This window comes from Microvirga tunisiensis (assembly GCF_009296175.1).
In the GTDB taxonomy this organism is placed as follows: domain Bacteria; phylum Pseudomonadota; class Alphaproteobacteria; order Rhizobiales; family Beijerinckiaceae; genus Microvirga; species Microvirga tunisiensis.
Genome location: NZ_VOSK01000172.1, coordinates 1 through 13,839 on the forward strand (window position 1 = coordinate 1; position 13,839 = coordinate 13,839).

Consider the following 13,839-nt stretch of genomic DNA (forward strand, 5'->3'; position numbering starts at 1 on the left):
GACTGGGTCGCCGATCAAGCCCTTCTTGTGAAGCCGATCCGTCGTTGCCCAGTCGAAGCCCTTCCAGGCACAACGCTCGTTATGCAGCGTCAGCCATAACAGCGCCAAAACGGCATCGTCGATCTTGTCCTCATCGATCTCCATGAACCGACGTTACCACGCGCGGCACCCAAAATCCCGCGGCCCCGCTCGGATGGATACCTTTAAACCCTAGCGAAGATCATTCCGGTTATAGGTGTCCTGGCTCTTGGAACCGTCGGAGTGGGCCTCAACGATCCTGATTTTCGTGCTGCCTTCCAGTTCATAGGTCAGAACGCCGTCGTCCGGATGGGTGCGCCAGCGACCTTCGGCGCTTGCCCAGATAATTCGATTGCCCTCGAGACGGCAGCGATAGCTCCAGACCGACCCATCCGAAGGGCGGTTATAGCTCACGTGCGTCACGTCACCATCCGGGCGCACCATCATGATTTGCGGGTCGCGTCCCATTACAGATCCGATCGCTGCTCGACAGACCACACCTTGTTCTGACTGGGAGATCTCTCCAGCGGCCACCGCGGTCGAAATCAAAATGCCAAGTACCGCTAGTTTTAACCGAACCATAATTAATGCCTCAAAGAAGGGTTGGACTCTCTTTCATTCCAATCCCCGCTTGGTGCAATGTTCGGTGTAGGCCGGCCCAGCATAGTCCTCAGAATAATCAACGATCATGTTTAAAAACGCTTCATCCCACACACTCCGCCGCTTCCGAAATTTGGCCCTCACGATCATGGCTTCCGCCGTCATTGCCTCCTCGCCGGAGGAGACAAAAGCAGCGGGTGAAGGCCCGCAGCCAGTCTACATCAATGGATCCTGGGTGGTCCGGAAGGCCGATACCTATCCCAACAAGAGGGTTTATCGGCGCTATTCGTTTACAAAGGACATGGAGATGCCGAACGTGATGCTTCTCCAATGCCCGAAAGACCCTGGCAAGCACGTCCATTTCAGTCTCGAAATGCGGCGGGTCGGACCCATCGATAAGGTTTTCAGTTCAGAATTCGAGAGCTTCAACGCTCGGTTCCTTGTCGACGGACGCCACAGCTTCACCCTCCCTGGGGAGTTCATCAAGACGGAGCTCTTCTTTGACCGTACGCCTGACACGGCAGAGGACTTTGATGAGGTCATCAGGGCGAGCGAGTTTCAAACCCGCTTCGGGCAGCGGGAGGTTCGGGTCGTCTTCAAGGTGATGCCAGAGTTCACAAAAGCGCTGCCCGAACTGCTGCAGGCTATGAAAGCCGGCCCGGTATCGATTCTGACGACGGCCGAAGCCATTCGTGATTGCCGCCAATACCGGGGCGAACGTTAAGCCTGCATTCATGGACCCAAGCCCAAATATCCAAGGCAATTGGCCAAAGCTGTGATGAGGGGCAAGCTCTGGCTGAAGTCTAACAGGCCCTTGGGCCACTCCCTCAGGTCAATGGTCTACAGAAAGGCCACAAGGAAAGTCGATGCGTAAGTTCGCTTCTCTGGTTATTGCCGCCTCGATCCTGGCGGCTCCGATGTCTCAGGCAGTTGCGGCTCCCCGCCCCCAGACCCCAGACATCACAAAGGAATACCCGGGTGAGGGATACACCCAGTATCGCCGCTATTACGGCGGCCCGCGTTACTATCACGGCCCTCGCTACTATCGCCGTGATCGCGGAAACGGCGGCGCTGTAGCTGCTGGTGTCCTGGGACTGGCCGCTGGCGCCCTCGTCGCCGGCGCGATCGCCAACCAGGCACAGGCCGCGCCCCCGCCCCCTCCCGGAACGCAGGATCCGCAGCTCGCCGCCTACTGCGCTCGAAAGTACCGCTCATACGATCCGGTCACGGGCACGTTCATGGCAGGCAACGGCTTCCGCTACGTCTGTACCTACTAGTAGGCCCAATATCGAACTGACACGAAGAGGCTCCATCGGAGCCTCTTTTTTATTCCCTGGGGCCATTCAGCGGCTGAAATCCCTGACAAACCCCAAAAACCATGAGCCAACGCGACCACATCACTGAGCTGGAAGAAGACGAGTTCCTTGCTGGGCCGGAGCGATATGCACGTTATCTAGAGGGGAATTTAGACGAAGACTTGCTCGACCTCGATGACGTCTTTGCCAAGACACCTAGCGAGATCCTCAGAGACTACCCGGTCACACAGCGCGACCTTTTCCTCGAGAGGCCATCCCTTCTCGTACCTAGCTACTCCTTCGCGGAAACCCACAGTGGAACTGTGCTGCTCAATCCAAGGGGTAAGATCGCGGGAGTTTATTTAGGCTGCGACGTGAGCCTTTGCCTCACCTCGCAGGGTTATGGTCTCGGCGCTGAGCTCATAGCCGAAAGGGCTCTCCGAGACGATAGCCTCCCCACGTGGGACCTGGACCGCCCCGCATACACGTTTGCCGGCGCTGCCGCCCATCGGGCCGCCTGGCGGCTTCTACAAGATCAGGTTTTTGTCGCCCGAAAGACCGGTCCAGCCACTACTATGGCCGACGTGGGAGGAATCGGGATGCCCTGCCGGCAGCTCTTCACGTCGGCCGATCGGTCCAACTCTCGCCAAGGCTCTAATTAGAGCTGGTCCCGAAAATCTGGGTTATCCTCTGGTCCCGATAGAAAGAGACCATCCGGCCCAAAATCCAGCATTGGCCCTCCCGTAAAAGGCGATTGGGTTCGTCGCTCCTTCAGGTATCCAAGAAGCCTCTCGGCCGATGCCTGATCGGACAGGGCCGCTACCAGACCCATGACCGAGGCATCAATTCCGAAAGTCCAGCCTGGCGCAATCTGTGCGCCAATCAGTCCGTCGCCGACTGTCTCGGAGACCTCGATGAATTGCTCATTCAGGACTGATGCATATGCTTTCCGCAGGGCGGACGCCAAGTTGAACCGTAAGTCGAAGGCCTCGGTCTCCGGAGGGTCAACGACAAGGCCACGTGTAGCGGTATCAAACGAGAAGACACAGGCCGTTCTGGTCTTCGGGGCGACCCCGTTGATGGTCGCGATGCGGCACACTTGAAACAACGCTTTGTTTCGTGCGCTGGTCACCTGCGACGGCGAGACGGGGCGGCCTTCGGCAAACGAAGACAGGCCCTTGCATTCTAGAACGTGGGTATCGGCGCCCGAGAAGCCAATTAGGTCGGGCTCGCTTCTCGGCCCCACCTTCTTCGGCGCGCGATAATTCGCCGGGAGCCCCTTCGGCGGCGGGCTCGCTAATTGGTGCTTGGAGATCGAATCTCGGAGGCGCTCAACCGGCGTTACAACCTCCACACCCAGATGATGCTGAGCGAACCAAAAAGTCAGTGCCTCGCCCAACTGATATGACTCAAAGGCGCGTCGTGTCTCAGTGCTATCAGAGAATCCTACCGAAGGCCGGAGATTCGACTGCAGCAGGGTATAGGCCGTACTCCACCCCCGTAGCGCCCAGGCGAAAAAGTCTCTCCGCCAAAACCGGCCTCTGGTCGGACCCAGCTTGATCAACGAACTCGCGATATTAAGACGGGTCACATCCATCCGAAGCTGAGACTGCAAATGCTCATACGTTGAGGGGAACCCAGCACACTCGAGTAGTCTGTGGTTTGGCACGTTCAATCCTGCCCGTTTTTTGGAGCCGGGACGCTAACTCGAATGCGTTCTGGATGCACTCCCCCAAGGCTGCCAAGCGGTCGATCAACTTCTTTCCTGGGGATAGAACCCCAACAGATTGTATTCCGCCCGCTTCAGGCCTTGCTAACCGCATTTTCGGCTTGGCAACGACCCGCCGATTCAAATAAGGTCACCTGGCTGAACACAAATGCGGGAGAGGTCGAACGATGATCGGAAAGGTTTGCCTATCCGCGTTCATCGCTTTGATGGCACTAGGCGCTACCTGTGAGGATGCCACCCGCCTCAATACGCGGACCATAGCCCGCTGCATCGACCCCCGCAAAATCGACTTCCAGAAGAAGATCGACACTCTCTGTGAGACCTTTTCGAGCGTCGCAGAGCTCGCAAACCCGGTAGAGCACTACGAGCGCCGTCACATGTCGTCCTCACCTGGAACGCCCGTAACCCATCCGTGGGTGCAGACAGTCTCCACCAGTTCCCCTTCGAGCGGCGCCAAAGTCATCAACATCTTCTGACCGGCGCCTGCCCTTCAGTACGCCCGAAGTAGCCCGACAACTTTGCCGTCGATTGTAATGGCATCGGCGCCATAGACTTGGGCGGGCATGCCCTGATCCGTGGAGATCAAGCCGAGGGACGTGCCCCGACGCTCCAGCTTCCTGACAACCGGACGAGAATTGTGAGGTAGAGCCAGCACGATTTCCCCAGAGGCAGCTTCGACGTGCCGCTGGATGACCACGACATCCCCTAATCGGAAGCCCTCACCTGCCATGGTGCTGTCTGGCATCACAAAGGCAACGTGATCCGGATCGCGTAACCCTCTCGCCGCTTTCGGCCCGTGCCGGTTGAGAAGATAGCTGGGGCACGGGATGATCCTCGACGGAGCTTTAAGCCAGTCCGCCCAGGAGACACGCGCCTGAGCATCCCAGAAGGGGATATGGACCATCACATGCTTGCCGGCCAGGTCCGGGCTTTCTTCCGCGGACCTGTCGCTATTCGAACCCGGCTCCACGGCGAGAGATTCCGCGCGGCCTTTGATCTGGTTCCGGCGGAAGGATTCCGGAAGCCTGATGACCTCGAGAGCCCGAGCTCGACGCGGGAGACGGCGTAGAAACCCACGCTCAACCAGGGCGTCAATAATTGCGTTCACCTGGGACTTGGACCGCAGCTTCACGGCCGCGGCGATCTCCTCCTGAGTGGGCGACAGCTGCCCATCCGAAATGCGTTGATGGATAAATTTCAGAATCTCTTCTTGCCGCTGAGTCAGCATGTGCCGCGCTTAATTGGTTCGTGATGCAGGCACCGTAATGACCCAACCAGAACCTCAGCAAGTGGCTAAGCTTAATCCCATTACATTTATTTTCTGATCTCCCCGGCGCACGTACGAAAATAGCTCATACGTACCGTTTCTCCGGTTGTGGAAACTCCGGATCGAATGGCTTTAATCCCCTTTTCGCTGATAATCGCCGTGCCTGACTCGCAAGACTCTGGATCTCGCAAGATTTCCATCAGCAAATCTCAACAAGGAATCTCATGTTCTCGCCTATGATTCATCCCCGCCTTCTCACCGCTGCGATCATCGCAGCCACGTTCCTGACACCGGTTCTGCCGGTTAGGGCTCAATCCATCGCCGACCTCGCAGAGGCAGGATCGAAGCGCGAAATTGAGACTGTCGTGCGCAACCTACTCAAGGAACATCCGGAGATCGTTCGCGACGCGCTACTGGCGCTCCAAGTCCGCGAAGAGGCGGATCGAAATCTAGATCGCGTGAAGGTCATCTCTGAGGAAGCCAGCGCCATCTTTGACGATCCGAACGCTCCGGTTCTCGGCAACCCTGAGGGCAAGCTCGTGATGGTCGAATTTCTGGATTACAACTGCGGATATTGTAAGCGTGCCCACGCTGACGTCATGCGCCTGGTCGAAGAGAACGACAATCTCAAGATAGTGGTCAAGCAGCTGCCTCTCCTAGGAACAGAGTCGATCGATGCTGCTCACGTCGCACTCGCGGTCCATAAGGTAGCACCCGAAAAATTCCCAGCCTTTCATTCCCGCCTCTATACGAGCACAGGCCCGGTCGATCTTGCACGCGCAATAGCCGTAGCGGAAGCGCTGGGCATCGATCCAGGCAAGCTCAGACCTCACCTGCTTGGGCCTCAGATCGCCGCGGCAGTCTCCGAAAACGTCGGTCAGGCATCGCGCCTACAGTTGACCGGGACCCCTGTCTTTATCACGCAGAACGACATCATCATCGGCGCAATGGGCTACGACTATCTGAAAGGTAAACTCCAGACACTAGCCGCATCCGCGAAATAGTCGCTGCTTGCGATTAGCACAAAGGGCCGGGGAGCACCCGGCCCTTGTTATGTACGCTTGCCTCCTCGCCTAGCCACAGCGCCCAGGACGGCATGGAGGATCCGAGGTTCCCAAATTAGGCCAGTTCACACTGAACGCTTTTGTCAGGCCCCGCTGATCCCGGATCGTAATCGTGAACGTATGCGCGCTTAGATTCGATGAACTCACAAGGGTATTCGAGTACCAGGGAGCACCGTTCCCGGTCGTCGCCGAGTGGTTACTGGAGATACTGACTATTTGGATTCCCTCCGAGAAATTAACCCAGAGCGACTGGCCCGAGGCCAGTGTGCTCGTGATCGTCACTGGGGACGTGATCGCTGAGAAGTTATAGGAGATCACCTGTGAACTGGCTTGGCCGGCCGAGTCCCGGATCGTCACAGTGATTGATCCCGATCCCGCACTCGACGGCGTGCCCGTAACCCATGCCGTATTCCCGTCCCATCCGAAGCTCATGCCCGCAGGCAGTCCGCTGCGCGAGGCGCTCTTTGCTCCCCATCCTCCGGCGGAATAGACGTAGCGCGTATACGATGTATCACAGCAACGGCCGCTCATATCACCGCTCTTTGACGTAGAGAGGGTCGGCGCCGGGAAATTATACCAAACCGGAACCGTCGCCTGCCTTCCGAGCCCATCAACCAATGTGACATAGATGTAGCCAGGTCCCGCTGGATTGGGCGTCCCATAAACATGGGTTGTATTGCAGGCGATCCCGGCAGGCTGCCCCGTACACCAGCCGTTGCTGATGCCTCCATAGGCGCCACTCGAATAAATGCGAGCTTGGTGATAGTAGCCCGCCAGACCGTGATACTGCTCCCACACGACTGAGATTGTGAATGGGTTCGGAGTGAAGTTGTAGGAAATGTACCTGTCCACTATCTGCCCGAACTGATCTTGAGCCCGGATAGTGATCGTCCCAGATCCAATGTATGGAGGCGTGCCGTGAACGCGGCGGTTGGCGGTATCACATTCAAGTCCTGGCGGGAGGCCGAAGCACGTGAATGAAACGGCCCCGTTACCCCCGGTCGAGCTCCATGTAGCTGCTTTATAGTTGTTGATTTCGCCGCTGAGGCCGCCGGAAACCGCAAGGGTCAGCGGATCGTACCGAACGTCATAATCCATGAAGGCTGTGGCTGACTGCCCCCAGCTGTCAGTAGCCGTGATCGTCACCCGACCCGTTCTCACCTGCGTCGGTGTGCCGTTGACCACGCGAGCGTTTCCATCACATGACATGCCGGCCGGTACGCCAGTGCAGGCGAATGTAATTCCGCCCCAGCCGCCATTAACTCCGAACGCCCACGAGTATGGCTGCCCAACAAGCATCACGACTGGCGACGTCGCCCAAGCCGAGAGTGGGGGCGGTGCAATAGTATACATTGCGGAACTTGCAGCCGATACTCCGCGGACGTCGGTGACGGTCACAGCGACATCATAGTTGCCGGGTGCGGACGGTTTACCCGAAATCACACCCGTGCCTGGATGGATACTCAGTCCGGGCGGCAGGCCCGTCGCCGTATACGTATAGCCTGGCTTACCGCCCGAGCGGCCCGGGAAAGGCGAAGTCAGATCGACGTTCACCGTTCCCGTCATCGGCACTATCGCCAGCCTAAGCGGATGGATGACTGTGAAGACTACGTCACGCGTAGCGGTCTGATCTGGTTCGTTCGTCCAGACCCTGCTCGTGGAGTCTTGGGCCCAAAAGCGCACAGTCACACTATACGGATCACATGGTCCCACTGAGCAGGTTGCCTGCGGCACGCCAAAGACGGTGCCCAGCGATGCATCGAACTGGAGGCCAGTCGGGAGGCCTGGTCCGATGCTGTAGCGGTAGGGAGGGACGCCATTATTCGCCTGCACCGCCGCGTTAATCGCCTCGTCGACAGTAACTTCCACCACGGCCGGCCCATCCAGCACGAGCGTTGGGTTCGCGCACGGCGTTGTAGACTTCTTGACCGTTACTGCCGGCGACTCGGCAGAGATCGTCCGAACCGCCTGGATGACAGAGAGCTGATCGAAGGCCCTCCACGACGCTCCATTGAATTCGTACTTCACCTGCACCGTAACAGGGACGAGACCCTCCGCATCCGCCGGGCCCTCGACATAACCCACCAGATCCGGTTGATCCGAAATTGGCAGCGGAAAAAGAAACTGCTCCATCAGCTGCCGCTGGTAGCCAGTGGCGTACATCTGAGCGACGAATTGCCGATAGGTGCAGTAGTCCCTCGGATAAGGGACTAGGTTGATCATCGTATAGGATGCGTTCTGAAGCTTCTTGTTTATCGTAACGGCGGTGGCCAGGTAACTACCGCCACCGTACAGGGCCAACATCACTGGGACGATTAGCGCAAACTCTACTGCCGCAACTGCATTCGTTGAGCGCAGGTAGCGTCGCAAGAACGCGTCAACCTGCCTGAAAATACGAGTAATCTGGGTTTTCATGATGCTGTAAATCCGAGCCGCTCTGCGGCTGAAATGTTATCTGCCAGTCCAGACAGGACCGCCCGAGAGGCTTCTGAACTAACCTCAAGGACTGTGTGAGCAGCGACTAGTCGAAAACCTCATTGTACTTCGGCATGGCTTTCACCCTGAATGCCGTCGCGGCCATAAGCGCACGCTTGCCATCCTGGATCGAGGCGGATTCGGGAGCGAAGATCGCGAAGTTCGGGAAAGGCAACAGGGCGCGGATCATGACCATCTTGCCTTCGACGGCCCCAGGGATGTCGCCGAACGACCCTGCATTGATCGCCGATCCGGTCACCATGGGAGGAATAGGATCAGACCCATCGCCATTCAGCACACGCAGATCCACGAGGAGCGTCGAGCGGCATTCGGATTCGCTTACGAGGATCATCCTGACCCCAGCGCAAATGCGATCACGCAGGCAGGACGAGGTGTAAGGGAAGTTGGCCCCGCCCGCTCCAGTCCCGCAGAGTGGACGGTAATCGTAGACAGCTCGCGCGATGTTTTCGAGATTCTTATCGAGCGTAAGGTTCGCCCAATAGAGAAAGCCGCTGTACATCAGCCCTAGAAATATCAGCATAAAGGGCAGGACCACGAACGAGAATTCGACGGCCGTTGCCCCGCTCTCGTCCGCATGCACGTGAGGCGCATCTGAGGGCCCGTGCTTCCCTTGAATTGAGAATCTCCCCCTAAAAACGCCTTCAGACATGCCGCTTGAATCTCCATGGTGCTATTCCCTTTATTGATACACTATTTTTTGAGAACAAAACCCCATTAACATACGAAAAAGCTGTTTAAGCGTTTTGACCCCCTAAACAAACCTATATAATAGGGTTTAAGCGCTGCCGTGGGTGGCTGCCATCCAGCCAACGTCATGTCCGCCTGATGACCTATCTAAAGAGGAACCATTCGATGATTCCGGAACGTCGCTTCCTACGGTCGCTTGCCAGCGACCGTAGCGGAAACATTGCCATCATGTTCGGCATCGGGCTGAGCCTTCTGGTCCCAGCCGTTGGCGTTGCAATCGATTACGGCCGAGCAGCGTCACTCCACACCGCCCTCCAACAGTCCCTCGATGCGGCTGGCCAGACCACCGCGATGGAAATTAACACCTGTCTAGAGGATGACGGACGGGTGAGCGGGCAAGATCGCACCTGCATGAACGACCCTGCCTTTGCGGGCAGGATCCGTGATTCCCTCCAGACCAAACTGGAGCAGAATTTTCATCAGCGCGGGTACAGCGAAGCCCCTCGCGTCATTGGCGCCATCAACATTGACAAGAAGACCGGCGATCTCTCGGCGCAGGCCCGGGTTGGATATAACTGCGTCTTCATGCATTTGATCACCCGAAACTGCTCGGTCGATGCTGGAGCCGGAACGGACCTCACATCAGCTTTCGCTCAGTCTGACACCCTCATTCTCGATGGGCCGACCGACGTGGAGATCTGGTCTGGAGAAGGGCATAGTCTTCCCGTAATCCTGACTGCGGAGGGCGGATGGAAGCCTTACATGTTCGGCGTCGGGCCGGGGCTCCCCAGAGGTCTCTCCTTCAATGCGTCGTCAACGGATCCCAGCAATGAGACGGCCCAGATCAGCGGTATCCCTGAGCCCATGACGTCGTGCAATACCGTCAACTGCGATCCTCAAACCATTGGCCCCATCGCCTTTTCAGTATCGGACTCCGGCGATGGGAACCGAGGCGGGATCAACAAGCAGACAGTCATGCACAATGTCCGCTTCAAGTATATCCATCCCCTATCGCTGACCCTCACGGGGACCACGGCTATTCAGCCTGGCCGATACATCTATAACATCACTTCGAATCGCAAGGGCGGCAAACCGAACCCGGCTTGGCCAACCGGTTACAAGTATTCCTGCGCGGGTATGCCGGCTGGCGTCGGTACCAACCCGATGGTCTGCAACGAGGATACAGGCGAGATCAGCGGCCAGCCCCAACCTTGGTCCAGAGGTACGATCACCGTCACCGTTACTGACGGTCGCGGCCGGACGGCCCAGGCGTCAATCAGTTACGACTTCACTCCCCCGCCTATTACCGCCTGGGCAGACCGCTACTCTGTTAGCGGCTATGCGGAACAGGATTATTCAATCGGGATTCACGCGTCCGGCGGTTGGGGATCCATCAGAGTGGACTGCACTGGCGCACCCGCCGGCGTCTCAGGATGCACCGGGACCGGGACAGACAGTCGCTTCGACGGCCAATGGTCGGGACGCCCGAGCAATGCCGGCAGCGGCGCAACCACAATCACATTCTCCGACCAAGCCGGTCAAACTGCCACCATCACTATCACTCATAATTTCACCAGGCCGCCCAATAACCGGTTCCTATGTGGCTCCAACACTGTAATCGGCAAGGCATCTTTCGTTTACATGTCGGTGCACTGTAAGTGGGGTTGCGGCAATACCCAAACGAAGACCATCACATGTGGCTCGAACGCCTCAGTCAGCGAGCCCGGCTACACCATCATGGGCGACGTATTTATCGGTGAGGGCTATGCCCTCAGGAAGAGCAATATCACGGAAGCTGAGCTCGATGGTCTCATCGATCGGGCGAAGAACCTTCCGGACGAGGCTTGGTATTCTGACGCTGGACGCGCGGGAACGTATTACCAAGATCATGAGTACATCAGAAAGAGCGAAATGAACGGCGATTACATCCCCTCAACCTCGCCGCCTGCGCCCCCTAGTCGTTGTATCATCTATGGAAACGACAACGGTTGGTCCGGACACGGTCGAACCACAATCTGCTACTGAAGCGTAGATTCCATCTGATCACTGCCCCCGATTCACTATCGGGGTATTTTTTGCACCGTTCAAGCGCCACAAACCCCATCAAATTAACCGTATGGATTCAAATAGCGTCGAACGGACCACCAATGGCGTTTTAATCCCATTTTGAGACGCTGAATGCTGTTCCTTGGCTCGGATAATTGAGATAGACGCATGGTTGTTGAACCGAGGAAAACCCCTCCAAAAAGGAATCTCCCTTTGATGAAGTCCGTAAAGATCTTCGCCGCCCTCGCTCTGGGCCTCGCCGCTACTTCGGCCTACGCTGCCGATATGCCGTTCGGCGGTCCTGCTGCTCCCGTTGCTCCGGTTTTCGTTGCCACGTCTTCTGGACCTTGGGCTGGCTTCTATGCCGGTGTAAATCTCGGCGGCGCCTACGTTCATGACTCCGACATTAGCGTAAACTGGATTGGCAGCGGTATGGTCGACCCATTCCCTGCCGCCATCGACGACCGCAAGAACAACGGCTTCCTCGGCGGCGCCCAGGTTGGCTACAATTTCCAGATGGGTGGCTTCGTCGCCGGTGTTGAGGCCGATCTGCAGTATGCCGACATTCGCAACCGCTTTAGCGGCGCCCACTCGTTCGATCGGACGTTGCCGGGCGGAACACTCAGCCAGAACTACGACTTCGCTCTTCAGTCGGAGCTCGAGTGGTTCGGCACTGCTCGCGTCCGCCTCGGCTACGCCGTGGCTCCGCAGCTCCTGGTGTATGGCACTGGTGGTCTGGCCTTCGGCGAGATCAAGACCTCGGGTACCGCCGTTGACACGTTCGTGACCACTTCCGGCGGCAGGACGGTGACGGAAGTCGACACCTACTCGGTTCGCAAATCGAAGACCGAAACGGGTTACACTCTCGGCGCTGGTCTGGAGTACGCGTTCAATCGCAATCTCTCGCTGAAGGGCGAATACCTGTACCTCAACCTTCCTGAAACGGACACGGTTCTCGTATCGGATGACGCCACGGCCGACACTTACGTGGCCAAGCACAAGAACGACTTGAGCATCTTCCGCGCTGGCGTGAACTACAAGTTTTAGTCGTCGCTAATCGACCGATCCAGAAAGGGCTGTCCCGTACTCGGGGCAGCCCTTTTCGTTTTGGGATCTATACGCCTCGTCTAGCCCCGACAGGAGATTTCACATGTCGCTTCAACAGTACGTCGAGGACCTCTGCCTTTCAGCTCTCTGGTCCGGTGGCTACGAAGTCACCAGGGACACCCGCAGCCGAATCCAGCAATCTCTATCGGGACGAAGCTTCAAGGACAGCTCGGACAGGATCCTAGCTGAAGGCGCCAAGGGTGTCCTCCAAGAGATCGGCTACTCCGTGCTGGGGGACGACGACACCTCCCGCCTTCTCCCACCCTGCCCTACTCCAACTCCAGCCTACGCGCTGGTTCAGGACGATACCGATCCGAGACCCGGCCATGCGGTAAAGCTGCGCAATGCCTGGTGCGGCGCCGAGGCTGGACGCGTCGGTGCCCTTAGCGGCACGATCGCCCATCGACAGAAGGGCTACACGATTGGCTTTCCATCGAGCCTGTTTCAGGACGACGAAGTTGTGAGCATCAGCAACGGCGGGCCGGTCTCGATCCTTTATCTCGACATCAGCAAACTCACTCGAACCCCTCAGCGCGTTGACGTTCGCCGCTGGCGATGGCGCACTGGAATGGCCCAGGGCCATTCTGCGGTGAGTTACGTCATCAATGTGCCGCTCTGGATCTGGAGCGGCTCGGAAGCGGACTTCCTCGACTCTCGCATGGCCGAGATTGCTTGAGCGTTCCCAGGAGGTTCCACATGAAGAAACGACCTAGCGGCCTCGAGCGGAGGATTTCCTCGCCGGTCAGAACTCCTTTAGTCGCGGCCGGCTTCGGCCTTGGCAACACGGGTGGAGGGCTTCACCTCTGGGGGATCAGGATCCCAGACGGAACCGATGTCCTGGTCGCGTTTGGTGACAACGGCACGGACGGTGACCCAGATGCCCAGGAGTGGTCTGTGCGGCGGTCCCATCCGTCCAGCACCGGCTTTATGCTGATTGAGAACCTCCGCCTGGCCGACGCGATCAGTCTTGCCAAGCGGCTGCCCGTCTCCCGGCAAGAGATCAAAATCGACGCCCGGGAGCACGCCGGCGTGGACAAGGCGCTTGAGACGGCGAGATCGCTCGCCACTGGGGAGGGCTAATGATCAAGGCATCTGACCTCTCCAACATCGCCCGTGAGGCATACGACCTCGGAGCCGGTGCGCCCGAACAGAACCCGCGACTTGCACAGGTCCGGGCAAATCTACCTCTGGAGGTTGCTTGGGATATAGGCCGCTGGATGTTCACCACCGGGCGCAGCCGGCCTGTCGACGTCCACAAGACCCGAGGCACGACCTACAATGTCAACGACATGCTGGTGCTTTGGAGGAGCAGCGGCGTTCTCGAGAGGCTCACCTGATTGGGGAGCCTCCCCTTAACGGTCCTGTGCTAGAAGGGCGTCGATACCAACTCGGACAGCGTAGAATGAGGTGGCTCGGTTTGGTTGAACAGCGTTTTCGGTTCGCTAAGTGGAGCGTCTGCCGGGGTTACGCTGCCGCGCGTTGCGGAAGCGGGTTGAAGTAGGCCTGATCGGGCGTGCTCCGGTCAAGGCT

General features: G+C 58.0%; 16 protein-coding genes. 10 read left to right on the forward strand and 6 right to left on the reverse strand.

Translation table 11 applies throughout. The features are described 5' to 3' along the window. Positions 1–144: DUF6429 family protein (locus tag FS320_RS48390; protein ID WP_244626992.1), on the reverse strand; the 144-nt coding region annotated here is incomplete at its 3' end. 66 nt (positions 145–210) lie between these two features. Beyond that, a complete protein-coding gene (locus tag FS320_RS27525; RefSeq protein WP_152715342.1) occupies positions 211–486 on the reverse strand; it encodes a hypothetical protein in 276 nt (91 codons plus the stop codon). Positions 487–766: 280 nt separating this feature from the next. Here FS320_RS27525 and FS320_RS27530 point away from each other — a divergent pair, with 280 nt between their 5' ends. The 3 genes from FS320_RS27530 (at position 767) to FS320_RS27540 (ending at position 2,575) form a co-directional block, all read left to right on the forward strand. Further along, positions 767–1,342: a hypothetical protein gene (locus tag FS320_RS27530; RefSeq protein WP_210252221.1), complete on the forward strand. Its 576-nt coding sequence runs from the start codon at positions 767–769 to the stop codon at positions 1,340–1,342. Between the two features lie 142 nt (positions 1,343–1,484). After that, entirely contained in the window at positions 1,485–1,895 is a 411-nt protein-coding gene (locus tag FS320_RS27535; protein ID WP_162866292.1) for a BA14K family protein, read from the forward strand. 101 nt (positions 1,896–1,996) lie between these two features. After that, entirely contained in the window at positions 1,997–2,575 is a 579-nt protein-coding gene (locus FS320_RS27540; protein WP_152715346.1) for a hypothetical protein, read from the forward strand. Here FS320_RS27540 and FS320_RS27545 read toward each other — a convergent pair. Next, positions 2,572–3,510 carry a hypothetical protein gene (locus tag FS320_RS27545; RefSeq protein ID WP_152715348.1) on the reverse strand — a complete coding sequence of 313 codons (939 nt, stop codon included), beginning with the start codon at positions 3,508–3,510 and terminating at the stop codon, positions 2,572–2,574. The two genes, FS320_RS27540 and FS320_RS27545, sit on opposite strands and share 4 nt — an antisense overlap. Positions 3,511–3,809: 299 nt before the next feature. Here FS320_RS27545 and FS320_RS27550 point away from each other — a divergent pair, with 299 nt between their 5' ends. Then, positions 3,810–4,118, forward strand: coding sequence for a hypothetical protein (locus tag FS320_RS27550; protein WP_152715350.1), 309 nt, complete (start codon positions 3,810–3,812; stop codon positions 4,116–4,118). 14 nt (positions 4,119–4,132) lie between these two features. On the opposite strand, the gene FS320_RS27555 is transcribed toward FS320_RS27550, so the two are convergent. Continuing rightward, a complete protein-coding gene (locus tag FS320_RS27555) occupies positions 4,133–4,870 on the reverse strand; it encodes a LexA family protein (RefSeq protein ID WP_152715351.1) in 738 nt (245 codons plus the stop codon). A 275-nt stretch (positions 4,871–5,145) separates the two neighbouring features. Here FS320_RS27555 and FS320_RS27560 point away from each other — a divergent pair, with 275 nt between their 5' ends. Continuing rightward, the gene (locus FS320_RS27560) at positions 5,146–5,913 is read left to right on the forward strand and encodes a DsbA family protein (protein WP_244627426.1); all 768 of its coding nucleotides are present in this window, start codon (positions 5,146–5,148) and stop codon (positions 5,911–5,913) included. 69 nt (positions 5,914–5,982) lie between these two features. Here the strand turns inward: FS320_RS27560 and FS320_RS27565 are convergent, their stop codons facing one another. Together FS320_RS27565 and FS320_RS27570 are read right to left on the reverse strand one after the other, a co-directional pair. Then, positions 5,983–8,388: a putative Ig domain-containing protein gene (locus FS320_RS27565; protein ID WP_152715355.1), complete on the reverse strand. Its 2,406-nt coding sequence runs from the start codon at positions 8,386–8,388 to the stop codon at positions 5,983–5,985. A 106-nt stretch (positions 8,389–8,494) separates the two neighbouring features. Then, on the reverse strand, positions 8,495–9,118 hold the full coding sequence (locus FS320_RS27570) for a TadE/TadG family type IV pilus assembly protein (RefSeq protein ID WP_152715357.1): 624 nt from the start codon (positions 9,116–9,118) through the stop codon (positions 8,495–8,497). A gap of 203 nt (positions 9,119–9,321) precedes the next feature. Between FS320_RS27570 and FS320_RS27575 the strand changes: the two genes are divergently transcribed. From FS320_RS27575 to FS320_RS27595, 5 genes are all read left to right on the forward strand, one after another. Next, positions 9,322–11,181 carry a pilus assembly protein TadG-related protein gene (locus FS320_RS27575; protein ID WP_162003115.1) on the forward strand — a complete coding sequence of 620 codons (1,860 nt, stop codon included), beginning with the start codon at positions 9,322–9,324 and terminating at the stop codon, positions 11,179–11,181. A 237-nt stretch (positions 11,182–11,418) separates the two neighbouring features. Continuing rightward, positions 11,419–12,249: an outer membrane protein gene (locus tag FS320_RS27580; protein ID WP_162003116.1), complete on the forward strand. Its 831-nt coding sequence runs from the start codon at positions 11,419–11,421 to the stop codon at positions 12,247–12,249. Between the two features lie 103 nt (positions 12,250–12,352). Further along, positions 12,353–12,985 carry a hypothetical protein gene (locus FS320_RS27585; protein WP_152715363.1) on the forward strand — a complete coding sequence of 211 codons (633 nt, stop codon included), beginning with the start codon at positions 12,353–12,355 and terminating at the stop codon, positions 12,983–12,985. 20 nt (positions 12,986–13,005) lie between these two features. Beyond that, positions 13,006–13,389, forward strand: a complete 384-nt coding sequence (locus FS320_RS27590) for a hypothetical protein (RefSeq protein ID WP_152715365.1) — start codon at positions 13,006–13,008, stop codon at positions 13,387–13,389. Beyond that, the gene (locus FS320_RS27595; protein ID WP_152715367.1) at positions 13,389–13,646 is read left to right on the forward strand and encodes a hypothetical protein; all 258 of its coding nucleotides are present in this window, start codon (positions 13,389–13,391) and stop codon (positions 13,644–13,646) included. The genes FS320_RS27590 and FS320_RS27595 overlap by 1 nt, the downstream gene beginning before the upstream one ends. The last annotated feature ends 193 nt before the right edge of the window (positions 13,647–13,839 follow it).